Consider the following 25,926-nt stretch of genomic DNA (forward strand, 5'->3'; position numbering starts at 1 on the left):
CGCTAACTCGGTCGCCGGGGCACGACCCGGCATCGGCTCACGCATCGGCGGCCTCTCGCGCCGCCCGCCGCGCCCGGCCCCGCTCCGCGATGGCCGCGGCGGCCACCTCGCGGTCGTCGAAGGGAATGACCTCGCCCCCGACATACTGCCCCTGCTCGTGCCCCTTGCCGGCCACAACTACCACATCTCCGCACGTGGCACCGCCGACCGCCAGGCGGATGGCGGCCGCCCGGTCCGGCTCCACGACCACGTGGGCCCGCTCCTGTATGGGTACCCGCAGCGCGCCCTCGAGCATCGCGGCGAGGATCGCGAGCGGGTCCTCCGTACGAGGATTGTCGCTGGTGAACACGACCAGGTCGGCGAGGCGGACGGCGGCCTCGCCCATCATCGGGCGCTTGCCGCGGTCGCGGTCGCCGCCGCAGCCCAGCACGATCACCAGGCGACCGCCGGGCCCGTCGTCCAGCACGGCGCGCAGCGAGCGCAGCACCGACTCGACCGCGCCCGGCTTGTGCGCGTAGTCCACGATCACCTGGACGTCGTCCGCGCCCGGCACCCGCTCCATCCGGCCCGGCACGCCGGCGAACTCGCCGACGCCGGTCACCGCGGCCTGCAGCGGGACCCCGGCCTCCACCAGCGCCACCAGCGCGCCAAGGGTGTTGGCCACGTTGAACGGGCCGGGCAGGGCCACCGACACGTCGGCCTCGACCCCTCCGGGACCGACCAGGCGGAACCGGCTGCCCGCGGCGCCGAGGCGCACGTCCTCGGCACGCCAGTCGGCCTCCGGCGCCCCGGCGGCGGAGAAGGTGGTGATCGGGATCTTGGCCATGGCGGCCAGCTCCCGCCCGTGGGCGTCGTCGATGTTCACCACGCCCGCCCGGCTGAACTCCGGGGTGAACAGGCGCGCCTTGGCCGCGAAGTAGTCGTCCAGGTCGCGGTGGAAGTCGAGGTGGTCCTGCGACAGGTTGGTGAAGATCGACACGTCGTAGAAGAGCCCGTCCACCCGGCCGAGGGCCAGGGCGTGGCTGGAGACCTCCATGGCGGCCGCGCTCACGCCCCGCTCGCGCATCAGCGCGAACAGCCCCTGCAGGTCGGTCGCCTCGGGAGTGGTGAGCTCGGGGGTGAACCGCACGTCGCCCGCGCGGATCTCCACGCCGCCGACCAGGCCGGTGCGGTGGCCCGCCGCCCGCAGGCCCGCCTCCAGCAGGTACGTGGAGGTGGACTTGCCGCTGGTGCCGGTGACGCCGATGAGCGTGATGCCGGCCGCCGGCTTGCCGTACACCCAGGCGGCGACCTGTCCGAGCACCGCCCTGGGGTCGGGCACGACGAGCACCGGCAGTCCGGTGGCGACGGCCCGGTCGCGGCCCTCGGCGTCGGTCAGGATCGCCGTCGCCCCCGCCGCCAGGGCGTCGCCGGCGAACTCCGCGCCGTGCCGGGCCTTGCCGGGGGCGGCCACGTAGAGGTCGCCGCGCCGCACCCGGCGCGAGTCGAGGGTGACGCCGGTGACCGTGCCGCGGACCACCCGCGCTCCGGGGGACGGTACGGTCGCCGGCGCGCCGAGCAGCGACACGAGCGCGGACAGCGGGCGGGCCTGGACGGCCTCGGGACGCATGGACGACGGGGAACGCACGGCGAGAGCGTACCCCCCTCCGCCGCTCTCCCCTGCCACTCCGGCACCGGTCCCTCCGGCTCCGGCAGCTCCGACACCGGGCACTGCGACTCCGGTCACTCCGCGGTCACTCCACCGGGCGAAGGACCATCGCGGGCGCCTTCGTGCCGGTCGGGGGGATCTTCCTGCTCTTCAACGCGAAAGTCATGACGTCCTTGAACACCGGGGCGGCGACGGCGCCGCCGTAGTGGCCTTTCTTCGGATCCTGGATCACCGCCAGGGCCATCAGCCGGGGCTGGTCCGCCGGGGTGAAGCCGACGAACGTCGCGGTGTATCCGCAGTATCCCGCGCACTTCTCGTCGTATCGCATGGCGGTGCCGGTCTTGCCCGCGACGCGGTAGCCCTCGATCGAGGCCTCCTCCCCCGTCCCCTCGTGGCCCACAGCCGCCTCCAGCATCAGCGCGATCCGCCGGGCGGTCGTCTCACTGATCACCCGCGTGCCCTTGGCCGCCGGGCTGGGAACGAACGCGCCGTGCGCGTCGGTGGTGCCCGCCACGATCGAGGGGGTCACCCGCACGCCGCCGTTCGCGATCGTCTGGTAGACGCTGGCCATCTGCAACGCGGTGACCGAGATGCCCTGGCCGTAGGCGATCGTACAGCGCTGGCTGCCCGACCATGTCTCCCACTGCGGCAGCAGGCCGGCCTGCTCGCCGGGGACGCCCGATCCGCTGCGGGCGCCGAAGCCGAAGGACCGGAACATGTCGTACAGCCGCTGGCTGGAGATCTTGTCGGATACCATGATCGTGCCGACGTTGCTCGACTCGGCGAGGATCCCGGTGAACGTCAGCGGCTCGGGCTTGTGCGGGTGGGCGTCCCTGAGCTGCCGGTCGGCGCACTGGATGTGGTCGGGCACGCGGAAGACGCTGTCGGGGGTGACCACCCCCGCCTCCATCGCCGCCGCGGCCGTGATCACCTTGTTGGTGCTGCCCGGCTCGAACACCTCCGACACGGCACGGTTGGCGCGCTCCTCCGCCGTCGCCGACTGCCAGTGGTTGAGGTCGGCCTGGGGCGCGTTCGCCATGGCGAGGATCTGCCCTGTGGGAATGTCCATGACGATCACGCTGCCGCTGCGCGCCCCCGTCGCGCGGACCTGCCGGTCCAGCGACTGCTCCGCGGCCCACTGGATGTCCCTGTTTATGGTCAGACGCACGTCACGTCCCGGCACCGGAGCCTCGCGCTGGCTGCGCGTCATCGGGATGCGCTGGCGGTTCGCGCCGAGCTCGATGCTCTGTTTGCCGTCCTTGCCCGCCAGGATGTCGTCGTACGCGCTCTCCAGGCCCTCCAGGCCTCTGCCGTCGACGCCGACGAAGCCGAGCAGGCCGCCCGCCAGCGAGCCTCCGGGATAGAGGCGCCGGTAGGTGTCCTTGACGCCCACGCCCTTGAGCTCGAAGCCCATGATGCGCTTGGCCCGCGGCGGCTCGACGTCGCGGGCCAGCGGGATGTACCGCTGCGTGGTCTTGGCCAGCGCGGCGGCGATCTCCTCCTTGGGCTTGTTCAGCTCCCGTGCCAGCGTGGTCGCGACCAGGTCGCGCTTGGCCGGGTCGACGTCCTTGGGATCGACGTAGATCTCCCTGCCCTCGACCGTCACGGCGAGGTCGTGGCCGTCGGCGTCGGTGATCGAGCCGCGGCGCGCCGGCAGCGTCTCCGGCTGCACACGCTGCTGCGCGGCCCTCGCCTGGAGCACTTTGGAGTCGAAGCCCTGAAGCTGCACCAGCCGGCCGGCGAACAGCGACAGCACGATCGCCATGACCACCAGCGCCGCCCTCAGCCGCCGGGCCGGATTGCCCAGCCGGAGCACCGCGGGCGGACGCGGCGGGCCCGGCGGACCCGGCGGGCCCGGTGGGCCCGGTGGGCGCTGCGCGCCGGAAGAGCGCTGGGAGCCTGGGGGACGCTGCGGACGCGACGGGCCGCCGCCGGGACGGGAACGGCCCGCGCCGGTCCCGCCGGGTGCCCCCGGCATGAAAGACCCCGGTGCGGAAGCCCCCGGCGTGGCAGTCCTCGAAGTGGCAGTCCTCGAAGTGGAAGGCCTCGGCACGCCGGTCCTGCCGGGAGCCCCGGCCTTGGCGGAAGCACCGTCCGCGGGACCCGGCACGCCGCCACGCGGCCGGTCGGGGGCGCCGGGGGCGCCCGCCCGTGACTGCCCCGACCCCGCGCCGCCCGCGCCCGTTCCCCGCGATCCCGCCGGGGACCGCTTGTCGTTGCCGGGTCCGGCGCCCCGAGGCCGGTCCCCCGCGTCGCCCGGTCCGTTCGCCCGCCCGCCGCGCGGGCGCCCCTCATCGGGAACCGGGTGCTGTGCGGCGGCGCGGCGCGGGCCGCCGCCGGGCACGCCGGACCCGTCCCTTCTCGTCGTACGCGCGGGTGACGGGGACCTGCCCGAGGCACGGGCGGACCCGCCCGGCGCGGACCCGCGCCTCCCGGGCGACTCGCCTGAGCGGTCGTCCCGGGCGCCGTCACGTCCGCCCGCGGCGTCGCGTGCGCCGTTCTGCCTGCCGCCGCTCTGCCTGCCACCGCCATGCGGGGCGCCGCCGTTCCCGCCGCGCCGGACCGGGCCGCTCGCCCTGCCGTCAGGGCCGGTGTCGTCAGGGCCGGGATCGGAGGACCGGCCCTGACGACCGGGCCTCGGCGGCCCGTCCTGCCTCGACGGCCGCCCCGGGGAGCCCGGGCTCCTCCTGTCACCGCCCGGGCCCTGGCCACCGCCGCGCCCGCTGGGACCCCCGCGGCCGGGACCCGGGTTCCGGCCGCTGTCTCTCACCGGTCCGTGCCCTCCTTCTGGGCTTGCTCCGGCGTCGTCGCGCCGCCGCCCGCGTCGATGAACTTCGGTGCGGTCCTGTCGGGTTCGAGGCCCTGCCCGGCGGCCTGCTCCCGCACCGCGTTCGGCTGCGTCCACTGACGGAGCTGGTTCTCCTGCTCCGCGGCCTGCTCGTGCAGCTCGTCGATGCTCGACCGCAGGTCGCTCAGTCTGAACGAGTCCTGCGCGAGAACCGTGTTGAGCAGCAGGAGAGTCACCAGGCCGCCGCACATGAGTCCCACGACGAGGAGCACGAACGGCGCCCTCGCCGGCCGCCGGAACGCCCGCCGCGCCATTGTGGCACGCGTGGACGCCGCCGGCCGGGTTTCGGAGCCGCCGCGCCGGGCGGTTCGCGGCGTGGGCGCGACCTCGGTGAGGCTCCGGGCCTCACGGGACGGCGCGGGACGGGCGCCCGTACGGGGCGTGGCCGTACCGGGAGCGGCGGGGGCGGCCGTACGCGCCCGGGCGCCGTCACGCTTCGGGGCCGCGACGGAACCGGCGGACGCCGCCCGCGCGCCGTCGGGCCGGGCGGCCGGAACCGCCTCACCCCGGCGCGCGTCCGTACGGGACCTCCGGGGAGCCGGAACGGCCTCGCCTTGGCGCCGGCCGTCCGCGCCCGGCCGGGGAGCCGGAACGGCCTCGCGCGCACGCTCGTCACCCGCCGTGGGGGCGCCGGGGCGGACACGGCGCTTGCCCGGAGTGGCCGCGGTCTCGCCCGCCGTCGCGGCGGCCCGGCCCGGCGTGCGGCCGGGCACGCGCGGCGGCACGGCCGTGCGCGCGGCCGCCCTCCTGGTCTCCTGCTCTGTCCTCATCCCTCGCGGATCCTCTCTGCCGCCCGCAAGCGGGCCGAGGTCGCCCGCGGGTTGCGGGCCACCTCCTCGTCGTCCGGGAGCTCCGCTCCCCTCGTCAGTAGGCGGAACCGGGGCTGGTGAGCCTCCAGGGGGACGGGCAGCCCGGGGGGGCTGGTGTCCCTGGTTCGCGCCACGAGGACCTGCTTGGTGAGCCGGTCCTCCAGGGAGTGATAGGCGAGCACGACCACGCGCCCGCCCAGCGCGAGCGCGGCGAGCGCGGCGGGGAGCGCGCGCTCGAGCGCCGACAGCTCCCCGTTCACCTCGATGCGCAGCGCCTGGAACGTTCTCTTCGCGGGGTTGCCCCCGGTCCGCCTCGTCGCGGCGGGTATCGCCGCGCGGACCAGGTCGGCAAGCCGTTTCGTGCTGGTGATGGGGTCCTTGGCACGCTCCTTGACGACGAGGTTCGCGACGCGTGCCGCGAAACGCTCCTCGCCGTAGTCGCGCAGGATTCGGGTGAGGTCCGCGGCGGAGTAGGTGTTCACCACATGCTCGGCGGTGAGCTCCTGCTCGCGGTCCATCCGCATGTCGAGGGGGGCGTCGTAGGAGTAGGCGAAACCGCGCTCGGCCTCGTCGAGCTGAGGGGAGGACACGCCGAGGTCGAACAGCGCGGCGTCCACGCGGGGCCGTCCGGCGTCGTGGAGCACGTCGGCAAGTTCGTCGGAGACGGCGCGCACCAAGGTGACGCGGTCCGCGTACGGCGCGAGCCGTGCGGTGGAACGCTCGATGGCGGTGGGGTCGCGGTCGATGCCGATGAGATGGAGAGAGGGGTGGGCGGCCAGAAGCGCCTCGGCGTGCCCGCCGAGACCCAGGTTGGCGTCCACGGCCACCGGTTCCGGCCCGGACAGCGCCGGAGCGAGCAACTCCAGTACGCGATCGAGCATGACCGGAACGTGACCACCCGGCTGACCGGGCTCTTGCGACAACGCTTCCAACCCCCATTTACGCCGCAGTACTCGCGGATTCGCGGCTGTGCCGCCGGTGACTACCCAACGGATCCCCACCCATGCCGGTTCCCGGGAGGAAACCGACCCGTCCGGCCAGGTCCCCATCCGCGTCGCCGGCCGTGGCGTCTGACACCGGGGAAGGTGCATCAGCTGCCACATGGGAGCGGGTGGAGACCTCGCCGAACGTCACCGACGGGTCAATTGATCAAAAGGAAAGAACGATCTACAGAATCCCGGGCAGCACCTCCTCCGACAGATCGGAGAATGCCTGCTCCTGGGCCTCCAGGTAGGTGTCCCACGCCTGGGCGTCCCAAATCTCCAGCCGCGTGTTGGCGCCGATCACGACGCAGTCACGTTCCAGCCCGGCGTACCGCCGCAGCGTCTGGGGAATCGTGATGCGTCCTTGCTTGTCCGGCACCTCGTCGGACGCGCTGGCGAAGAAGACACGGCTGTAGTCGCGGACCGCCTTCGCCGTCACCGGAGCGGTGCGCAGGGCCTCGGTGATGCGCTGGAACTCCTCTACGGGGAAGACGTAGAGGCAGCGCTCCTGGCCTTTGGTGATCACCAGACCCTCCGCCAGCTCCTCGCGATACTTCGCCGGCAGGAACAGCCGTCCTTTGTCGTCGAGGCGTGGGTGGTGGGTGCCGAGGAACACCGGACCCACCTCCTGTGCCTTGTGGAGCGCTCAGCGCTATAGCCCCTGCCCTCCACTGCGCACCACCATACTCCACTTCTCCCCACCGTCAACTGATTCCGCACGTGCCGGCATTCAAAATCGGCGGCGTTTTCGCAGGTGAAATGGGGTGGGTCGGAGTGGGGCGCCGCGGCGCCCCCCGGCGCGCGCGCGGGCGTGTCGGCACTCGCGAAACCTCCGGCGGCTACGGGGTTCCGGGGCCGCCCCGGGGGCCGGGTGGGGGGAAGTGGAGCGCGCCGGGGCCGCCCCGCGTTTGCGTGTCACGGGATTCGGACGAGCGCGGCACGTGACCGCGAAGAGATGCCACAACACTGTGGGCAGTTCACTCGGATTTCCGGACAAAGTCGCCCTGGAACGACAGGGGACATAGGGTCAGTGCACAGAATGGAAAAGGAACGTTTAATGCCCCATTCTCGGGGACGCACCCTCATGGAGGCCTGGTGGCAGTAACACCCGACGTCACCGATGCGGCAGCCCGGCTCGAGGATCTGGTCGACACCGCCCACCGGATCCGCAACGCGATCGAATCAGTGATCGAGGGCAAGAGCGACGTCGTCCGCCTGACTCTCACCGTGCTCCTGGCGGAGGGCCACCTGCTGATCGAGGACGTGCCCGGCGTGGGCAAGACGATGCTCGCCAAGGCCCTGGCGCGCTCGATCGACTGCCCCGTCAAGCGCGTCCAGTTCACCCCCGACCTGCTGCCGAGCGACATCACCGGGGTCAGCGCGTACAACCAGCAGACGCGGGAGTTCGAGTTCAAGCCCGGACCGGTCTTCGCCAACATCGTCGTCGGGGACGAGATCAACCGGGCCTCCCCCAAAACGCAGTCCGCCCTCCTGGAGTGCATGGAGGAGCACCAGGTGACGGTCGACGGCGTGACGTACGCGCTGGAGTCGCCGTTCATGGTCATCGCGACGCAGAACCCGATCGAGATGGAGGGCACCTATCCCCTCCCCGAGGCGCAGCGCGACCGCTTCACCGCCAAGATCGCGATGGGGTACCCGGAGCCGGCCGCCGAGCTGGAGATGCTCGACGTGCACGGCGCCTCCCAGCCGCTGGACAAGATGGAGCCGGTCGCGACCACGGCCGAGGTGGCCGCGCTGATCCAGGCCGTACGCGCGGTCTACGTCTCGCAGCCGGTCAAGCGTTACGCCGTCGACATCGTGGCGGCCACCAGGCACTCTTCCGACCTGCGGCTCGGCGCCTCCCCACGGGCCACCCTCCATCTGGTGCGCAGCGCGCGGGCCCACGCCGCGCTGTCCGGCCGCGACTACGTGATCCCCGACGATCTGCAGGACCTGGCGGTCCCCGTGCTGGCACACCGCCTGATGCCGAGCCTGGAGGCGCAGGGGCAGCGCCGCCACCCGGAGCAGCTCGTCGGCGAGCTGCTCCGGCGTGTCCCCGTCCCCGACGCCTCGTGACACGGACACCCGCGAAGCACCCAGTGAGGCCACTTCGGTGACGACCCCAGTAGTACGGACGACCCACGCGCGGCGGAACCCCGCGCCACGCCGCATCTCCGAGGGCGTCCGGTTCGGCGCCCGCCCCCGCGTAACGACAGCCGGCGAGTGACGGAGGGCCGATGACCGGGCTCAAGGCTCTGACCCCGCGAGGACGCTCGTTCCTCGCCTCCGGCGTGGCGGCCCTGCTGTGCGCCCTCGTGCTCGGCGAGCAGGACCTGCTCCGCGTGGCCGTGCTGATCATCGCGATGCCGTTGCTCGCGTCGCTGGTCGTGGCCCGCACCCGTTACCGGCTGGCCTGCGCGCGGCGGCTGGGCCCGGCACGGGTGCAGGCGGGCGAGGAGAGCACGGTCACCCTGCGGCTGGAGAACGTCACCCGTCTGCCCACCGGCCTGCTGCTGGTCGAGGACACCCTGCAGTACGCGCTGGGCACACGGCCGAGGTTCGTCCTGGACCGGATGGAGCCACGCGGCATCCGGGAGATCGACTACAAGGTGAGCTCGGACCTGCGCGGGCGCTTCCCGATCGGGCCGCTGTCCGTGCGGATCGCCGATCCGTTCGGGCTGGTCGAGCTGGCCCGTTCGTTCACCATCACCGACACGCTGGTGGTCACCCCCGAGGTGGTGCCGCTGCCGCCGGTGCGTCTGTCGGGCGAGTACAGCGGCGGAGGCGACAGCAGCACCCGCTCGGTCGCGGCGGCGGGCGACGACGACGTGGCGCCTCGCGAGTACCGCCAGGGCGACGACCTGCGCCGGGTCCACTGGCGCTCCACCGCACGGCACGGCGAACTGATGGTCAGGCGCGAGGAGCAGGAGTGGCAGAGCCGGGGCGCGCTGCTGCTCGACACCCGCAGGCACGCCCACCGGGGAGAGGGGCCGCGCTCGTCGTTCGAGGTCGCGGTCTCGGCCGCCGCGTCCATCGGCATACACCTGTCCGCCGAGGGGCTCGCCCTGCGCCTGGTCACCGACCAGGGCGCGCGGCACGTGGTGGAGACCGGCCAGTCGTGGTCGCTGCTCGACACGCTCGCGGTCATCCGGCAGAGCACGGCGCGGTCGCTCGAGCACGGCGTCGGCGCGCTGCGCCAGGGCGCCGGCGAGGGGCTGATCGTCGCGGTCCTCGGGGCGCTCGACCCGGAGGAGGCCCGGACGCTCGCCCAGCTCAGGCACCCGGGCGTGACCGCCGTCGCGGTCCTGCTCGACCTCGCCTCCTGGGACGGCGCGTCCTGGGACGCCGTCGCCGCGGAGAACGCGCGGACGGCGCGGTCGGTCCTGACCGGCGCGGGGTGGCGGGTGCTCGACCTGCCCGCCGGCGCCTCGCTCGCCGGCGTGTGGCCGCAGGCCGGAAACAACAGGAGCGCGGCCTGAGCCGGCCGCTCCGGCGTGACGGAAGGTAGAAAGCGATGAAACTGCCGGTTGCGGCGGGGCTGGCCACGGCGGCCGTCACGGTCACGCTCTATCCGCTCTTCGAGGGCGGCGCCTGGTTCTGGTCCTGCTTCGGCGCGATCCTCGTGGCCACCGTGGCCGGGCTGGCGGTCTCTCTCCTGGGCGCCCGCCCGTGGGTCGCGCCGGCCGCGTCGTTCGTGGCGGTCCTGCTCTACCTGACGCTCGTCTTCACGCCGGAGGAGGCGTGGCTGCGGATCGTCCCCACCAAGGACTCGATCGTCCGGCTCGCCGAGCTGGTCGGCTCCGGGTTCGACGACATCCAGCGGTACGCCGCCCCGGTGCCGGACGATCCCGGCATCACGCTGCTCACCACGGCGGGAGTGGCGCTGATCGCCCTGCTCGTGGACGTCCTCGCGGTGCGGCTGCGCCGGGCCGCGCTGGCCGGGCTGCCGCTGCTCGCCCTGTTCACGGTGCCCGCGGCGGTGGTCACGGAGCCGATCGGGTGGATCGCGTTCGTCATCGCGGCGTTCGGCTACATCGGCCTGCTCGTCGCCGACGGGCGGGAACGCCTGAGCCGCTGGGGCCGGGCCGTCGTGGTGCGCCGTTCCTCCGGCTCCGCGCGCGGCGCCGCCCCCGACACCGAGCGGCTGGCCCTGTCCGGCAAGCGCATCGGCGTGACGGCGATCGCGCTGGCGATCCTGGTGCCCGCGGCGCTGCCGGCGCTCTCCCCCGACCCGCTGTTCGGTTTCGGCGTTGGCAACGGCTTCGGCGGGGGCGGCGGCAACATCGGCATCCCCGACGCCATCGCCAAGCTCGGCGGCCAGCTCAGGCAGCAGCGCAACGCCACCGTGCTCACCTACACCAGCAGCGATGACGTGTCGCGCTATCTGCGGATCTACTCCCTCGACATCTTCGACGGGACGAAGTGGACACTGGCCCCGCTGCGCGGGCGCCCGGAGGACCGCGTGTCGGAGGGGCCGCTACCGCCGACGCCCGGGCTCCGTCCCGGGGTGTCGGTGAAGCGGGCCGAGATGCGGGTCACGATGAGCGAGGACATCGGCACGCTCAACTTCCTGCCGCTGCCGTACCCGGCGCGGCAGGTCGAGGCGGACGGCGACTGGCGCGCCGACCGGTCCTCGCTCATGGTCTTCTCCACCGAGGACGAGGCGGCCGGGATGGAGTATCGGGTGGTGACCGAGGAGCCCGAGCCCACCCTGACGGAGCTGCGCACGGCGGTGACGCTTCCGGACAGCGACCGTTACCTGCAGCTGCCCGACGGGCTCGACCCCCGGGTGGCCGCCCTCGCGCGCCGGGTGACCGCCGACGCCACCACGCCGTACGAGGCCGCGGTCGAGCTCCAGGAATGGTTCACCCAGGCCGGCCGGTTCACCTACGACGTGCGCGCGTCCGGGTCGGGCGCGCAGGCGCTGTCCCGCTTCCTGTTGCGCGACCGCAGGGGCTACTGCGAGCAGTTCGCCGGGGCGATGGCCGTCATGGCTCGTCTGCTCAACATCCCGGCGCGGGTGTCCGTCGGCTACACGGGCGGCACCAAGATCGACAACGTCTGGACGGTCCGCACCCACGACACGCATGCCTGGCCCGAGCTGTTCTTCGACGGCATCGGCTGGCTGCGGTTCGAGCCCACCCCCGCCGGGACGGGCGGGCAGGGCACGGCCCAGGTGCCGTCGTATTCGCTGCCCGTCACGCCGACGGCCGATCCCACGGCGGGCCCGTCCGCGGGGCCGACGTCGGACGAGGAGGACACCGGCCAGGACGCCGGGCCGGTCCGGCCGAACCCGCGCCAGCTCGACCGCGACCTCGACGGCACGGCCATCGCGGCCGACCCGGGCAGGCCCGTGGCCGTCAAGGCCGGGATCGGCGCCGCCGCCGCGCTCGCGCTGCTGTTGCTGCCCGCCGCCGCACGGCTCCTGGTGCGCCGCCGGCGCCTTGGCAGACTCACGCGGACGGCCGCGGACGGCCACGCCGCCTGGGCGGAGCTGCGCGACACGCTCACCGACCTGGGCATGGCCGGGGAACCAGGCGAGACGCCGCGCGCGCTCGGCCGCCGGATCGCCGGGCGGCACCCGCTCGGGCCGCAGGCCGCCGAGTCGCTCGCCCGCGTCGTCACATCCGAGGAACGGCTGAGGTACGCCCCCACGCCCTCGGCGTCGGGGCCCGTCCCGGCGGACCTGCGTCACATCAGGCGCGATCTGGCGGCGAGGACCTCACGGTGGCGGCGCCTGGGGGCCGCACTTGCCCCGATGTCCGTCCTGCTGCGGGTGCGGGCGGCCGGCGAGGGCGTGCTCGACGTGTTCGACCGGCTGGAGGGACTGCGGCTCCGGCTCTGGCGGACAGGGCGGACGGGCGCGCGTGAGACGGCCGCGGCCGCGAGGCGTCCCGGCGCGGCGGCGGCGGCGGGAAGCGGCGATTCCGGCAAGGACCGGACTCTGACCGGCGCCCGCCGCTGATCTGCCGCCTCCCCGCCCGCCCCTGCCATGCGGGGGGCGGAGTCCCTGCCGTGCGGGGACGGAAGCCCCTGCCGTGCGGGGACGGGAAAGAGCGCCGGTCGCCGCAGACGACTCGGTGGGCCCGCGGAGCGGGCCCACCGACGGTGGCTCAAATGGGGAGCAGTGGTTCAGATGGGGATCAGTGCTCGTCGTGGCGGCGACGCCAGCGCTCTTCCATGCGCTCCATGAAGCTCTGCCGCTGGGGACGGCGGCTCCGGTTGCGGGACGGCGGGGAGTCATTGAACCCGTTCATGCGCTTCCAGCTCGACAGGCCCCACAGACAGGTGGCCAGCATGACCACGAAGCCGGCGGCACCGAGCCAGATCTGGGCCGCGACGACGCCGACCATCAGCAGGACCACGCCGAGTGCGAAGCCTATGGAGGCCTTCACCAGGCGGCGCTTGTAGTGGCTGCGCGGATCACTGATCCGTACGGTGTTCGCCCACTTCGGGTCCTCGGCATAGAGGGCCTGCTCGATCTGGTCGAGCAAGCGCTGCTCGTGCTCAGACAGCGGCACGGCGCCTCCCAAGGACGGCCCCATTCAGGGGAAGACGGCAACGGACGACACGGGGTGTCCGAACCTCGCGGTCGGTTATCCCCAGAATACGAGGCCTCAGACGTAGGCGAAAGAAAACGTCCAACGCGGTCCAAACCGGAGGTGACGTCATGGACCTATTGGACCAAACGGACGCCGAACAAGCGACGCCGGCTTCACCGCGTCCGGACCGAAGCGGCGAGCGGCGCGGTCCATGGCCTGTTCCGCCTCCCGCCAGCCGGTCTCCCGCTCGCCCAGGCCCAGCTGGCGGGTCGCCGCGGCGGCCGGGAGCAGGTTCTCCACGCGCACGCCGACCAGCCGCAGCCGCACCCGCTCCAGCCCGGCGGCCTCGAAGAGCCCGCATGATGTGTCGAAAATCTCCTTCGCGACGTCGGTAGCCTCGCGCAGCGTACGCGACCGGGTGATGGTCGTGAAGTCGGATCGGCGGAGTTTGACGCTGACCGTTCGGCCGACGTGCCCGCCGGACCGCAGGCGCGCGGCCACCCGCTCCGACAGCCGCAGCAGCTCACGCCTGATCGTCTCGGGGTCGTCGACGTCGTGGGGAAACGTCTCCTCGTTGCCGATGCTCTTGTCGGGCGCGTGCGGCACCACCCGGCGCTCGTCGCGGCCCCACGCCAGGGCCGCGAGGTGCGCGCCGACGGCGCCGAACTCACGCTGGAGCGTCGTCACCGGCACCTGGGCCAGATCCCCCACGGTGCGGATGCCGAGCCGTACGAGGGCCTGCTCGGTGCGCTCCCCCACGCCCCACAGGGCGGCGACGGGCAACGGGTGCAGGAACTCCACGACCCGGTCGGCCGGGACCACGAGCAGGCCGTCCGGCTTGCACTGCCGCGAGGCGAGCTTGGCCACGAACTTCGTGCTCGCCACCCCCACCGAGCAGGTGATGCCGTACCGCTCGGCGACCTGGGCACGGATCATCCGGGCGATGGCCACGGGGCTGCCGAGCCTGCGGCGGGCCCCGCCGACGTCGAGGAACGCCTCGTCGGAGGCGATCGGCTCGACCTCCGGAGTGATCGACTGGAAGATCTCCATGACGCCGCGGGACACCTCGGCGTACGCGGCGTGCCGGGGCGGGATGACCGTGGCCTGCGGGCAGATACGCCGGGCCCGCGTCATCGGCATCGCCGAGTGGACCCCGAACCGGCGGGCCTCGTAGGTGGCGCTGAGCACCACTCCTCGCGCGCCGGTCGCGCCCACGATGACCGGGGTGCCCCGCAGCTCCGGACGGTCGAGCAGCTCGACGCTGGCGTAGAAGGCGTCCATGTCCACGTGCAGGATGGGGCAGCCGCTGTCGTCGACCGGCCCGTCCGGCGGTGGCGACGGATCCCGAGGCAGCAGCTGGTTCCGGGACATGAGACCAGCCTACCCGACCACCGCATTATCCGAACATTGTTTCTACTGGCGGTAGGCGACGACATGGATCTGGGTGGCGACGTCGCGGAGCACCGGATGGGTCGCCGCCGCCCGCTCCAGTGCGACCAGGCCGTCGGGGTCGCCCTCGGCCAGCATGCCCGGGACGAGGTCGGCGAAGATCCGCACGCCCTGCACCTCGCCGACGGTGAACCCGGCGCCGGCCAGCAGCGCGCCCAGCGTCTCGCGGGAGAAGCGGCGCGGCGTCGGGTCGCGGTCGCCCCAGCGGCCCGCCGGGTCCGACAGCACCCGGCGCGCCTCGTCGAAGTGGCCGGCCAGCGAGCGGTGGACGGCCGTGGCGACCGAGTTGGCGGCCAGCACGCTCACCACCCCGCCCGGCCGCAGGATGCCGCCGACCGCGCCCAGGGCGCCCGCCGGGTCCTCGACGTACTCCAGCACGCTGTGGCACAGCACCAGATCGGCGCTGCCGGGCTCGAGCAGCTCGCCGAGGTCGGCGGCGTCGCCCTGCAGGCCCTTCACGCCGACGCCCGTCTCCGCCGCGCGGCGCTCCAGCGCGGCCAGCGAGTCCGGGGTCGGGTCGACCACGGTCACGGCGTGTCCGAGCGTGGCCAGCGGCACGGCGAAGCCGCCCGTGCCGCCGCCGGCGTCCACGATGTCGAGCGTGTCGCGCCCGGTGGCGGCCGTCCGCTCGGCCAGGAGCGCGCGCAGCGCCTCCCAGACGACGGCTCGGCGTGTGGCGTCACGCACTTACGGCCTCCCTGTCGGGCCTCTCGAAGCTGTCGGCCCCCGGAACCGCCGGTCTCCCGGAGCCGCCGGTCCTAGGGACGTGGGGTCAGAGCGAAAGCGAGGGCTTGAGCTGCTTGAAGCGGGCCAGCAGTCCGTTGACGAACTGCGGCGACTCGTCGGTCGACAGCTCCGCGACCAGGTGCACCCACTCGCTGATGACCACGCCCTCCGGGACCTCCTCCGACCACAGCATCTCGTAGGTCCCGCCGCGCAGGACGTTGCGGTCCACGGCGGGCATGCGCTCCAGGGTCCAGCCCTCGGCGTACGTCGAGATCAGCTCGTCGATGCGCTCCAGGTGCCGGACCACGCCCTCGACGAGAAAGGACGTGTATTCGTTGACCGGCGGGTCCGCCCGCTCCACCCGCTCGGCGAGCACGTCGAGCGGGCTCAGCTGCCGTGCCTCGGCCTCGAAGAGGATGTCCAGCGCGCGGCGGCGGGCCTTCCCCCGAGCCGACACGTCAGGCCCGACCGAGGTACTCGCCGGTGCGAGTGTCGACCTTGACCTTTTCGCCGGTCGTGATGAAGAGCGGGACCTTGATCTCGGCGCCGGTCTCCAGAGTGGCGGGCTTGGTGCCGCCGGTGGAGCGGTCGCCCTGCAGGCCCGGGTCGGTGTGCGAGATGGTCAGCTCGACGGCCGCCGGGAGGTCGACGTACAGCGGGTTGCCCTCGTTGAAGGCGACGGTCGCGGTCGTGTTCTCCAGCATGTAGTTGGCGGCGGTGCCGACGACCGAACGCGGGATGTTGACCATGTCGTAGGTCTCGGTGTCCATGAAGACGAAGTCGTCGCCGTCGAGGTAGGAGTACTGCATGTCCCGCTTGTCGACGTTCGCCACGTCGACCTTCACGCCGGCGTTGAAGGTCTTGTCGACGACCTTGCCGGACAGGACGTTCTTGAGCTTGGTGCGGACGAACGCGCCGCCCTTACCCGGCTTGACGTGCTGGAACTCGACAACGGTCCACAGCTGCCCATCGTCGAGCTTGAGCACGAGTCCGTTCTTCAGGTCGTTCGTCGTCGCCACGTAGCGTCTCCCGCGTGCGGCTGCCCTACAGGACGAGCAGCTCCTTGGTCGTCAGTGTGAGAAGCTCCGGCCCGTCACCACGCGTCACCAGCGTGTCCTCGATGCGCACACCGCCCCTGCCCGGGAGATATACCCCCGGCTCGACGGTGATCGGAACTCGATCCTCTAGTCTACCGGTCCTGCCAGGGCCCAGGAACGGCAGCTCGTGGATCTCCAGGCCGACTCCGTGACCCAGCCCGTGGCCGAACCGCTCGGCGTGGCCCGCCCGCGCGATCACGTCACGAGCCGCGGCGTCCACCTCGTGCGCCGTCGCCCCCGGCCGTACGGCGTGCCGGCCCGCACGCTGGGCCTGCCGTACGAGGTCGTAGAGGTCGCGCTGCCACGGGGTGGGCGGGCCCACGGCGACGGTGCGGGTCATGTCGGCGTGGTAGCCGTCGTAGCGGGCGCCGAAGTCCATGGTGACCAGGTCACCCCGCTCGATCGGCCGCTCCGAGGGCGAGTGGTGCGGGATCGACCCGTTGGGGCCGCTCGCCACGATGGAGTCGAAGGCCGGCTTGTCGGCGCCGAGCTCGACCATGGCGGCCTCCAGCCACCGGGCGACCTGCCGCTCGGTGACGCCGGGAGCGATGCGCTCCACGACCAGGGAGAACGCCTCGTCGGTGATCGCGCAGGCCCGGCGCAGCGCCGCGATCTCCCCCTCGTCCTTCACGGCCCTGACGGTCTCCACGAGTCCGCCGACCGGCGCCAGGGCGGCGTGATCGGCGGACAGCCGCAGGAACAGCCCCACCGGCATGTGGTCGGCCTCCACCAGCACCTTCGCCGCGCCCGGCCCCCGCGCGAGCAGGGCTCCCGCGACGTCGCGGTCCTCGATCACCTCGACGCCCGAGCACATCGCCCGGGCCGTCTCCAGGTAGCGCGAGTCGGTGGCGAGCACGGCCTCACCCGCCGCGGTGACGAGCACGGCGGCGTTGGAGCTCGTCAGGCCGGTCAGGTAGCGGACGTTGACCGGCCAGGTGACGAGGGCCGCCGCGGCCTCGTGCTCGCGCAGCGCCCCGGCCAGGCGCGCGCGGCGGGATGTGTGCATCACGCCCGGGACTTTACGCCCACGCGGGGCGTCTCTCACCTGGCAGATCCAGTTCAGGAGCCTGCCCCTCGCCGCCGGTCTGACGGCCGGCGGTCCGCCGGACGGGGCCGGTCACGCCGCTTCGGCGCTGAGGGTCTGTGCCACGGACCGGCGGGCCGCCAGGCGTGCGGGCAGGGCGGTGAGTGCCGCCGTCGCCACGAGAGTCGCGAGTGCGGCGCCGAGCAGCCAGGAGGAGGGTGCCTCCACCGCGTTCCTGGCCGAGAAGAGCGAGAGCAGGCCGGCGCCCAGAGGGCCGCCGATGAGGGCACCGGGCAGGCCGGGCAGGAGCTGGGCGGCGGACAGCCCCGCGGAGATCTGTCCCGGGGTGGCGCCGAGCGTACGCGCGATGGCCATGTTCGCCCGGGCCTCCATGGCGGTGGTCCAGGTGAAGGTGACGGTGTTCACGACGGCGAGTGCGACCAGCAGGATGGTGACGGCGAGCATCAGCATGCGGTCGTGCTCGCCGCGCAGGTTGGGCAGGGCGGATGAGCCGTTCAGGCCGTAGCCCCTCTCCGGCTGGGCGTGGAGGGTCAGCAGGGCGACGATCGCGATCACCGTGGTGGCGGTGGCACACGCCTGCAGCACGGCGCGGCCCGGCCGGCGGGCGGTCAGCCGCAGCCCGAGCAGCAGCGGCGTGGGCAGCAGCGCGGACAGCGCGGTGAGCCAGGGCCGGTGACGGGGCTGGTGAGCGGTGGCGGACAGCGCCGTGACGGTCGCCGTGCGCATGGCCCGCAGCGTGGGGCGCAGCGTGGACAGCACCGCCACCGACACGGCGAGGACGGTCGCCGCGGCGACGGTGGCACCACCGGGCCCGAAGGCGTCGCCGATCCGGCTGGCGGTGGGGCTGGCGATGGCGGGCACGGTCAGGCGGGCGATCACCAGCCCCAGCGCGTCGCCGGCCAGCGCCAGCGCCAGATACTCGGTGAGCAGAACGGTGGCGATCAGGCCCGGGGCGGCGCCGACGGCCTTGAGCAGCCCGGCCCTGCGCGTCTGCTCGACGGCGCGTCCCGCGGCCAGCGCCGCCACTCCGGTGATGGCCAGGAAGCTGAGCAGCCAGCTGCCGACGACCAGGATCGGCTGGGTGTCCCTGAGGATGACCATGTCCTGTACGGCGGTGAACTGCCAGGAGTGGAAGTTGATCCTGATGTCGACGAGCCGGTGGGCGTGGCGGAATGCCTCGGCGGCGGCGGGGTCGCGCAGCTTGAGGTCCACGGCCGTGGTCACCGGGAGATCGTGGGACGACGCCAGCGTCCGGGCGTCCGACCGGGTCATCCAGGCCAGGCCGCTGTAGTCGCTGGGGCCGCCGCCCGGGCCGATCTGCGCCGCCCAGGGGTAGATGGAGGTGGCCGCGGTGACGGCGATCCCGACGACGGGGTAGGACCGGCCGGCGATGGTGACGTGGTCGCCGACGCCGACGCCCAGTGCGGTGGCGAAGCCGCGCTCGAGGACCGTGCCGCCGGAACGTACCCAACGGCCCGAGGTCACCAGCGGCCGGTTGACCGCGCCGGGCGTCTCGGCGAAGCCCTGCACCACCACCGGGGACGAGACGGAATCGCGCGTGCCGAGGGTGGCGTAGACGATGCGATAGGGACCGTGATGGGCGATCACTTCGGGAGCGTCCGCAAGCGAGGCCAGGGCCGAGGTCACGGCGGGCCCGGTGTCGCCGGAGAGCGCGACCACGTCCGGCCCGGCGGTGGCCGCGCGGGTCTGCTCGTACAGCGCGTCGCTCACGCCGCGCAGGGACAGGCCCAGGGCCATCGTGGCGGTGGCCACGGTCACCGCGAGCAGGAGCATCGCGGCCTGTGCCCTGTGCCGGCGCACGTCGGCCAGCACCAGACGCACGACGAGCACGACGGAGCCCATGGCGTTCAGCCCTCCAGCCCGATCAGCCCGCCGAGCCCGCCGAGCCGCCCGGTGCTGGGGCCGGTGCCGGCCAGCCGGGTGTCGTCGACGAACATCCCGTCGCGCATCGAGATCAGCCGGTCGGCGGTGGACGCGACCCGCTCGTCGTGCGTGACGATCACGAGGGTCTGCCCCGCGGCCCGCAGGTCTTCGAAGATCCTCAGCATGTCGAGGGTCGCCGCGGTGTCGAGGTTGCCCGTCGGCTCGTCGGCGAAGACGACCAGCGGGTCGTTGACCAGCGCGCGAGCGACGGCGACCCGCTGGCGCTGCCCGCCCGACAGCCGCGACGGCAGGTGCCGGGCGCGGTCGGCGAGCCCCACCCGCTCCAGCAGCAGGCTCGCGCGGCGCCCGGCCTCGCGGCGCGAGCGCCCCGCCAGCAGCGCGGGCAGCTCCACGTTCTCGGCCGCCGACAACTCCTCCACCAGATGGAAGGCCTGGAAGACGAACCCCACCGACCGGCGCCGCATGCGCGCCAGAGCCCGCTCGCTCAGCGTGTCGATGCGCCGCCCTGCCACCCACACCTGTCCATCCGTGGGCCGCTCCAGGCCACCCAGGAGGTGCAGCAGAGTCGACTTCCCGCAGCCGCTCGGCCCCATCACCGCCAGCGTCTGTCCCTGGGGCACCTCCAGGTCGACCTCGTCCACCGCGCGGACCCGGCCCTGTCCCCGGCCATGCGTCTTCACCAGGCCGCGGGCCCGGACCACGGCGCTCGGCACGTTCATCCGCCCTCGATTCCGCCGTCGGCTTCGGACCAGGCCCGCTCGCAGGCGTCCAGCCAGCGCAGGTCCGCCTGCAACCGCAGCACGACCCCTTCCAGCAGCAGGCCCGCGCCCGACCCCGCCGGCTCGGCAAGCGCCGCCTGCTGCGCCTCACGCAGGTGGCGCAGCAGCTCCCGGCGCTGCGCCGCCACCAGCTGCACCGGGTCGGCCAGCCGGGCCGCGGCGGCGGCGGTGAGCTTGAGATGAAACTCCGCCAGGTCCGGTTTCGGCCAGCCCACCTCGGCCAGCCAGGCGGCCACCCGTTGCTGCCCGGCCGGCGTCAGCGCGTAGACCTTGCGCTCCGGCCGCTCGGGCAGGCCGTCCGCCCGCTCGCAGACGACCAGCCCCGCCCGCTCCAACCGGGCCAGCGTCACATAGATCTGACCGCGATTCATCGACTCGCCCAGCGGGCCGAGACCGCGCCGCAGCCGGGCGTGCAAGTGGTACCCGTGCGACGGCTCCTTGGCGAGCATCGCCAGCACCGCGTCCTGCATGTCACCCCCTAACGGTTGGCCAATAGATAGCGGTTACCCATAGGACGTGTCAAAGCGCTGCACACGGCGATCTCGTGGACTCGCCCGCCGCCGATCGGGGAGGGAGGCGAAGACAGCGGGGGCGGCCGGCGCGGGACGGGCGGCGCGGGACAGCCGGCTCCCCGCGCCGCCGGACGGCTCAGGAGGCCAGGTCGCGGATCTTCTCGATGAGCCGCACGCGCTCCTCGTGGGTGTGGGCCACGGGGGCGACGTTGAGCGTCGTGACCCCCGCCTCGCGCAGGGCCGCCAGCCGCTCCCTGATGTGGCCCTCCGGGCCGACGAGCGACACACGCTCCAGCAGTTCCCGCGGCACCAGCGCCTCGGCCTCCTTCTTCTTGCCCTCCAGGTAGAGGTCCTGGATCTGCTCGGCCTCCTTCTCGTAGCCGTAGCGGCGGGCGAGGTCGTTATAGAAGTTCTTTCCCTTGGCGCCCATGCCGCCGATGTAGAGGGCGGCCATGGACCGGCCGAGCTCCAGCACGCCGTCGGCGTCGTCGCCGATCGCCAGCACGGCCTGCGCGATGACGTCGAGCTCGCCGAGCGCGGGGTCCCGGCGCTCCCGGCCGGCGGCCAGCGACGGGCCCCACACCTCGCCGGCCTTCTCGGGCATGAAGAAGATCGGTTCCCAGCCCTCCGCCAGCTCGGCCGCGAGCTTCACGTTCTTGGGCCCGATGGCCGCGATCACGATCGGGACGCGCTCGCGCACCGGATGGTTGATCAGCTTGAGCGGCTTGCCGAGGCCGGTGCCGCCCTCCAGGGGCAGCGTGTAGTGCCTGCCCGCGTACTCCAGCCGTTCGCGCCGCCACACCTTGCGGCAGATCTCGATGACCTCTCGGGTGCGGCCCAGCGGCGCGGTGTACGGCACGCCGTGGAAGCCCTCGATGACCTGCGGCCCGGACGCGCCGAGGCCCAGCGTGAAGCGCCCGTCGGAGACGTAGTCGAGCCCCGCGGCCGTCATGGCCAGCAGGGCCGGCGTGCGGGAGTAGATGGGCAGGATGCCCGAGGCGATCTGCAGCCGCTCGGTCCTCGCCGCGATGTAGCCGAGCTGGCTGACGGCGTCGAAGCTGTACGCCTCGGCCACGAAGACGATGTCCAGCCCGGCCTTCTCGTAGTCGGCCAGCTCGGCGACGGTCTCCTTGAAGCCCCCCGAATAGTTGAGGGCCATCCCGATCCGCATCCGCTTCATCCTTCCGCGTCAACCCATCAGTAACCGAATGATGTTCCGTATTCGGATTCCAAGGCTAGTGCCGCGACAGGGGCTCACCAAGAATGGCGTTTTCCGCGGATCACTCCTTGTGGAGTCGCCGCAGGTCATCGGGGGTGTCGACATCGGCCGGGTCGCCGACGTCGTCGCAGGGCACGGCCGTGACCAGTTCCGGGTGCGCCCGCAGGAAGGGACGCGCGCCCACGTCGCCCTCGGCGAGCGCGGCCACCTCCGCCAGGTGCTCGCGCGCGATGAGCACCGGGTTGCGGAGCGCCCCGCCGTACGCCGCGACGGCGACGCGGGCGCCCGCCTCGAACGCGGCGATCAGCCGGCGCACCGCCCCGGGCCGCACCAGCGGCTGGTCGGCCAGCGCGATCACCACCGCGGGGGCGGCCGGCGGAAACGCGTCCAGCCCCGCCCGCAGCGACGACCCCATGCCGGACGCCCAGCCGGGATTGCGCACGACGACCGCACCGGCGATCGGCACGTCGGCGGCCCCGAGGACGACCAGAACCGGCCGGCACCCGCCCTCGGCGAGCAGCCGCACGCCGCGGTCGGCCAGACGCTCCCCCTCGAACTCCACCAGCGCCTTCGGGCCGCCGAACCTGCTGCCGCCCCCGGCGGCCAGCAGCAGTCCGGCGACCGCCGCGCCGCTCACCGCGGCTCGCCGTGGATGCGTCCCGAGGTCTCGGTGAGCGGCCTGCCGCTGCCGCCCCAGCGCAGCTGGATCAGCTCGGCCGCGATCGACACGGCCGTCTCCTCGGGCGTGCGCGCGCCGAGGTCGAGCCCGATCGGCGACCTCAGCCGGGCCAGTTCGTCCTCGGTCAGGCCGGCCTCGCGCAGCCGCGCCAGCCGGTCCGCGTGCGTGCGCCGCGACCCCATCGCCCCGACGTACGCCGCGGGGGTGCGCAGGGCCACCTCCAGCAGCGGCACGTCGAACTTCGGGTCGTGGGTGAGCACGCAGATCGCGGTGCGCTCGTCGACCTCGGCGGCGGCCAGGTAGTCGTGCGGCCAGGCCACCACGACCTCGTCGGCCTCGGGGAAACGCCTGGCGGTGGCGAAGACCGGCCGCGCGTCGCACACCACCACGTGATAGCCGAGGAAACGCCCGATCCGCGCGACGGCCGCCGCGAAGTCGATGGCGCCGAAGACCAGCATGCGCGGCGGCGGCGCGAACGACTGGACGAACACCCGCAGGTCGTCCAGGCGCCGCTCGCCGTCGGGGCCGTAGCGCCGCACACCGGTCAGGCCCTGCGCGAGCATGCCCCGCACGTCGTCGTCCACCGCGTCGTCGAGCCGGGCCGAGCCGAGCGGGCCCGCCGCCCGGTCCGGCCAGACCACGCGGCGCGCCCCCACGCGGCCGGGGCCCGCGACGATCGTGGCCACCGCGACCGGACGCCGCGCGGCGACGTCGGCGGCGACCTCCGCCAGCTGCGGATAGTCCCGCCTGGAGACCGGCTCCACGAACACGTCGATGATCCCGCCGCAGGTCAGGCCGACCGCGAAGGCGTCGTCGTCGCTCACGCCGTACCGCTGCAGCACCGGCGTTCCGGTGGTGACCACCTCCGCGGCGAGCTCGTAGACCGCTCCCTCGACGCAGCCGCCCGACACGCTTCCGGCCGCCTCGCCGTCGTCGAGGACGGCCATGGCGGCTCCGGGCGGGCGCGGCGCGCTGCGGAAGGTGCCGACCACGGTGGCGAGCCCGAACCGCCGCCCCTCCTCCCACCAGCGCAGCACCTGGTCGAGCACGTCACGCACCGGCCCCTCCCTTCCGTGCGGCCCGTACGGGCCGGTCGCCGGCCAGCAGCGCCGCGAGCTCCTCGTACGCGGCCAGGCTGTGCCCGGCGACGAAGTCCGTGACGTACGGCAGCGCGGCGCGGATGCCCGCGGTCAGCGGCCGGTACGCCGGGTCGCCCTTGTGCGGGTTGACCCACACGACGCGGCGGGCGAGCCGGGACAGCCGGGCCATCTGCGCACCGAGCAGGTCTGCCGGGCCCCGCTCCCATCCGTCCGAGGCGATCACGACGATCGCGCCCCGGGGGTCGGGCAGGCGCAGCAGCGCGCGCAGCTCCTCTCCCAGCCTGGTGCCGCCGCTCCAGTCGGGGATCGCCGCGAAGCACTCGTCCATGGCGAGGCCGGGGTCGCGGCGGCGAAGCGCCGCGGTGATCCTGGTGAGCCGGGTCCCCGCGCTGAACACCTCGGTCGCCCTCGGCTCCGCGCGCACCAGCGCGTGGGCGAAACGAAGCAGCGTGCCGGCGTAGGCGGCCATCGAGCCGCTGACGTCGACGAGCATGACGACCCGCCGCGGCCGGTCCTCGCGCACGCGGCGGCGCAGCCGGGCCGGCTCGCCGCCGTGCCGCAGGATCTCCCTGATCGTGCGCCGCGGGTCCGCCGCACCGCCGTGAGGCGACGGGCGGTGGCGCCGGGACCTGCGCGGCTGCCGCGCGCCGCGCAGCAGCGCGAGCAGCCGGTGCACCTCCCGCCGCTCGGCCTCGCTCATCCGCGCCACGTCCCTGTGCCGCAGCACCTCGATGTCGCTCGCCGTGGCCGGCGGCGCGCCGGGCTCGCCCGTTCCCTCCCGCTCCCCCGCGCCGTACGGCACGGCCACCGGGCGGGTCACGGTGACGGTCGTCCCCCGTGCGCGGCGCTGCGGGGGGAGCCCGCCGGAGAAATAGGCGGCGAAGCAGCGGTCATAGCCGGGCAGGTCGCCGGGCCCGGCGCACAAGGTGAGACGGCCCGCCCAGTAGACGTTGCGCCCGTCGGCGGCGTCGAGATGGCCGAGCGCCGCGAGGAAGTTCCCGGTGCGATGGTGGTCGGCCGCGACGCCGGCCGCCCGGAGCGCGCGGGCGAACCCGGTCACGACACGGGCGATCCGCATGGCGTCGCCGGCCGCCGTCTCCCGGGCGTCGGTCACGCCGCCGGGGCCCGGCGTGTCGCGGCCCGCGGGGGGACGGGGGCGGGCGTCAGCCACGGCCGCCGTCCGGTGTGAGCAGCCTCTGGGCCCGCACGGCCTCCTGGTCCTCCCGGTGCTTGAGCACCGCGCCCAGTGTGGCGGCGGCCAGGACGGGGTCGAGCTCGGCCGCGCCGAGCGTGAGCAGGGCCTCGGCCCAGTCGAGGGTCTCGGCGATGCCCGGCGGCTTCAGCAGGCCGGCCGCGCGCATCCGCCCGGCCGCCCGCGCCACGTCCGCCGCGAGCCGCTCGGCGCATCCGGGAAGGCGCCGCCGCAGGATCGCCACCTCCCGGTCGAACCCCGGATGCTCGAGCCAGTGGTAGAGACAGCGCCGTTTGAGCGCGTCGTGCACCTCGCGGGTCCGGTTGGAGGTCAGGACGACGACCGGCGGGGTCACCGCCCTGATCGTCCCGATCTCCGGCACCGAGATCGTGAAGTCGGACAGCACCTCCAGCAGGAACGCCTCGAACTCGTCGTCGGCCCGGTCGATCTCGTCGACGAGGAGCACGCTCGGCTGCGTCTCCAGGGCCCGCAGCAGCGGCCTGGCGACGAGGAACCGCCGATCGTAGATCTCGCCCTCGAGCGCGGCGACGTCGGCCGCCCCGGCCGCCTCGGCGGCCTTGAGATGCAGGAGCTGACGCGGGAAGTCCCAGTCGTACATGGCCTGCGCGGCGTCGAGCCCCTCATGGCACTGCAGCCTGATCAGCGGTGCGCCCAGGATCGCCGCCAGCGTCTTGGCCAGCTCGGTCTTGCCGACGCCGGCCTCGCCCTCCAGGAAGAGCGGCCGGCCCATCTTCAGGGCGAGGTAGGCCGCGGTCGTCACGCCTTCGTCGGCCAGGTAGTCGTGATGGTCGAGCAGCTCCGCCAGCCTCGCCGGCGCGTCGATGTCCGAGATCGTGGTCGTCCGCCGCAGCACACGGACAGGCTACGCGGCGGGCCTTCCGCAAGGCTCTGGCCGAATCCACCAAAGCCTGGCGAACCACGCGGCGCCGCGCCGCCACGATCACACAGATCCCCGGCTTCCCGTGTCCTACCGGCCTGGGGTGCTCTGCGGCGGTGAAGGCGCGCCGAGCACGGCGTCCAGCAGGCCGGGGAAGCGGCCGTCCAGGTCCTGCCTGCGCAGGCTCACGTAGCGCTGCCGGCCCTCGGGGACGTTGCGGATGACACCGGCCTCGCGGAGGGTCTTCAAGTGGTGCGACAGCGTCGACTTCGGCACATCTCCCCCGGTGGGCTGGCACGCCGCCACCTCCAGCGGGCCCTGCGTGAGCCGCCGCACGAGCTCCAGCCGCGAGGGGTCGCTGAGCGCGAACAGCACGTCGGTCAGCACCAGGCTCGCGGTCTCGGGGTGCGGGAGGTCCCGGGCTCCAGGCATGGTTCGATAATAATTGAACTATCGGCCATCCCGTCGTACGGTGTAACGGTTCGACAATTTTAG

23 protein-coding genes are annotated in these 25,926 nt (G+C 73.6%); 3 read left to right on the top strand and 20 right to left on the bottom strand.

The genetic code is table 11. The features are described from left to right. Positions 1–37: 37 nt before the first annotated feature. From AB0O28_RS06090 to mraZ, 5 genes are all read right to left on the bottom strand, one after another. On the bottom strand, positions 38–1,609 hold the full coding sequence (locus AB0O28_RS06090) for a UDP-N-acetylmuramoyl-L-alanyl-D-glutamate--2,6-diaminopimelate ligase (protein ID WP_363637260.1): 1,572 nt from the start codon (positions 1,607–1,609) through the stop codon (positions 38–40). 124 nt (positions 1,610–1,733) lie between these two features. After that, positions 1,734–3,464, bottom strand: a complete 1,731-nt coding sequence (locus tag AB0O28_RS06095; RefSeq protein WP_363636804.1) for a penicillin-binding protein 2 — start codon at positions 3,462–3,464, stop codon at positions 1,734–1,736. 950 nt (positions 3,465–4,414) lie between these two features. After that, a complete protein-coding gene (locus AB0O28_RS06100; RefSeq protein ID WP_363636805.1) occupies positions 4,415–5,266 on the bottom strand; it encodes a hypothetical protein in 852 nt (283 codons plus the stop codon). Further along, the gene (gene rsmH / locus AB0O28_RS06105; RefSeq protein WP_363636807.1) at positions 5,263–6,186 is read right to left on the bottom strand and encodes a 16S rRNA (cytosine(1402)-N(4))-methyltransferase RsmH; all 924 of its coding nucleotides are present in this window, start codon (positions 6,184–6,186) and stop codon (positions 5,263–5,265) included. The genes AB0O28_RS06100 and rsmH overlap by 4 nt, the downstream gene beginning before the upstream one ends. A gap of 286 nt (positions 6,187–6,472) precedes the next feature. Continuing rightward, positions 6,473–6,904: a division/cell wall cluster transcriptional repressor MraZ gene (gene mraZ, locus AB0O28_RS06110; RefSeq protein ID WP_079318531.1), complete on the bottom strand. Its 432-nt coding sequence runs from the start codon at positions 6,902–6,904 to the stop codon at positions 6,473–6,475. Between the two features lie 479 nt (positions 6,905–7,383). Between mraZ and AB0O28_RS06115 the strand changes: the two genes are divergently transcribed. From AB0O28_RS06115 to AB0O28_RS06125, 3 genes are all read left to right on the top strand, one after another. Continuing rightward, positions 7,384–8,364 (top strand): MoxR family ATPase, encoded by a 981-nt coding sequence (locus AB0O28_RS06115; protein ID WP_363636809.1) that lies wholly within the window; start codon positions 7,384–7,386, stop codon positions 8,362–8,364. A 161-nt stretch (positions 8,365–8,525) separates the two neighbouring features. Then, positions 8,526–9,767 carry a DUF58 domain-containing protein gene (locus AB0O28_RS06120; protein ID WP_363636811.1) on the top strand — a complete coding sequence of 414 codons (1,242 nt, stop codon included), beginning with the start codon at positions 8,526–8,528 and terminating at the stop codon, positions 9,765–9,767. A gap of 35 nt (positions 9,768–9,802) precedes the next feature. After that, positions 9,803–12,253, top strand: coding sequence for a DUF3488 and transglutaminase-like domain-containing protein (locus tag AB0O28_RS06125; protein WP_363636813.1), 2,451 nt, complete (start codon positions 9,803–9,805; stop codon positions 12,251–12,253). Positions 12,254–12,431: 178 nt separating this feature from the next. Here AB0O28_RS06125 and AB0O28_RS06130 read toward each other — a convergent pair whose 3' ends face one another. The 15 genes from AB0O28_RS06130 to AB0O28_RS06200 all read right to left on the bottom strand — a co-directional run bounded on the left by AB0O28_RS06130 (position 12,432) and on the right by AB0O28_RS06200 (position 25,863). Continuing rightward, positions 12,432–12,809 (bottom strand): DUF3040 domain-containing protein, encoded by a 378-nt coding sequence (locus tag AB0O28_RS06130; protein ID WP_363636815.1) that lies wholly within the window; start codon positions 12,807–12,809, stop codon positions 12,432–12,434. Positions 12,810–12,956: 147 nt separating this feature from the next. Then, positions 12,957–14,201: a DNA polymerase IV gene (locus AB0O28_RS06135; protein WP_363636817.1), complete on the bottom strand. Its 1,245-nt coding sequence runs from the start codon at positions 14,199–14,201 to the stop codon at positions 12,957–12,959. 42 nt (positions 14,202–14,243) lie between these two features. Further along, positions 14,244–14,966, bottom strand: a complete 723-nt coding sequence (locus AB0O28_RS06140) for a methyltransferase domain-containing protein (RefSeq protein ID WP_363636819.1) — start codon at positions 14,964–14,966, stop codon at positions 14,244–14,246. 85 nt (positions 14,967–15,051) lie between these two features. Then, entirely contained in the window at positions 15,052–15,462 is a 411-nt protein-coding gene (nusB, locus tag AB0O28_RS06145; protein ID WP_363636821.1) for a transcription antitermination factor NusB, read from the bottom strand. A gap of 1 nt (position 15,463) precedes the next feature. Then, positions 15,464–16,024, bottom strand: coding sequence for an elongation factor P (efp, locus tag AB0O28_RS06150; protein WP_346228513.1), 561 nt, complete (start codon positions 16,022–16,024; stop codon positions 15,464–15,466). 25 nt (positions 16,025–16,049) lie between these two features. Further along, positions 16,050–17,108 (bottom strand): Xaa-Pro peptidase family protein, encoded by a 1,059-nt coding sequence (locus AB0O28_RS06155; RefSeq protein ID WP_363637262.1) that lies wholly within the window; start codon positions 17,106–17,108, stop codon positions 16,050–16,052. A 111-nt stretch (positions 17,109–17,219) separates the two neighbouring features. Continuing rightward, on the bottom strand, positions 17,220–19,010 hold the full coding sequence (locus tag AB0O28_RS06160; RefSeq protein WP_363636823.1) for an FtsX-like permease family protein: 1,791 nt from the start codon (positions 19,008–19,010) through the stop codon (positions 17,220–17,222). Positions 19,011–19,015: 5 nt separating this feature from the next. Further along, the gene (locus AB0O28_RS06165; protein WP_363636825.1) at positions 19,016–19,771 is read right to left on the bottom strand and encodes an ABC transporter ATP-binding protein; all 756 of its coding nucleotides are present in this window, start codon (positions 19,769–19,771) and stop codon (positions 19,016–19,018) included. After that, complete coding sequence (locus AB0O28_RS06170; protein WP_363636827.1) at positions 19,768–20,301, bottom strand: PadR family transcriptional regulator; 534 nt, start codon at positions 20,299–20,301, stop codon at positions 19,768–19,770. Before AB0O28_RS06170 ends, AB0O28_RS06165 begins: the two co-directional genes overlap by 4 nt. 178 nt (positions 20,302–20,479) lie before the next feature. Beyond that, positions 20,480–21,514 carry an LLM class F420-dependent oxidoreductase gene (locus AB0O28_RS06175; protein ID WP_363636829.1) on the bottom strand — a complete coding sequence of 345 codons (1,035 nt, stop codon included), beginning with the start codon at positions 21,512–21,514 and terminating at the stop codon, positions 20,480–20,482. A 109-nt stretch (positions 21,515–21,623) separates the two neighbouring features. Then, complete coding sequence (locus tag AB0O28_RS06180) at positions 21,624–22,199, bottom strand: nucleotidyltransferase family protein (RefSeq protein ID WP_363636831.1); 576 nt, start codon at positions 22,197–22,199, stop codon at positions 21,624–21,626. Then, positions 22,196–23,299 (bottom strand): XdhC/CoxI family protein, encoded by a 1,104-nt coding sequence (locus AB0O28_RS06185; protein ID WP_363636833.1) that lies wholly within the window; start codon positions 23,297–23,299, stop codon positions 22,196–22,198. The genes AB0O28_RS06180 and AB0O28_RS06185 overlap by 4 nt, the downstream gene beginning before the upstream one ends. Then, on the bottom strand, positions 23,292–24,512 hold the full coding sequence (locus AB0O28_RS06190) for a VWA domain-containing protein (RefSeq protein WP_363636835.1): 1,221 nt from the start codon (positions 24,510–24,512) through the stop codon (positions 23,292–23,294). The genes AB0O28_RS06185 and AB0O28_RS06190 overlap by 8 nt, the downstream gene beginning before the upstream one ends. Further along, positions 24,505–25,407: a MoxR family ATPase gene (locus AB0O28_RS06195; RefSeq protein WP_363636837.1), complete on the bottom strand. Its 903-nt coding sequence runs from the start codon at positions 25,405–25,407 to the stop codon at positions 24,505–24,507. The genes AB0O28_RS06190 and AB0O28_RS06195 overlap by 8 nt, the downstream gene beginning before the upstream one ends. A 114-nt stretch (positions 25,408–25,521) precedes the next feature. Then, the gene (locus tag AB0O28_RS06200) at positions 25,522–25,863 is read right to left on the bottom strand and encodes a metalloregulator ArsR/SmtB family transcription factor (protein WP_363636839.1); all 342 of its coding nucleotides are present in this window, start codon (positions 25,861–25,863) and stop codon (positions 25,522–25,524) included. Positions 25,864–25,926: the final 63 nt, after the last annotated feature.

The sequence above is a fragment of the Microbispora sp. NPDC088329 genome (assembly GCF_040685655.1).
Taxonomy (GTDB): Bacteria; Actinomycetota; Actinomycetes; order Streptosporangiales; family Streptosporangiaceae; genus Microbispora.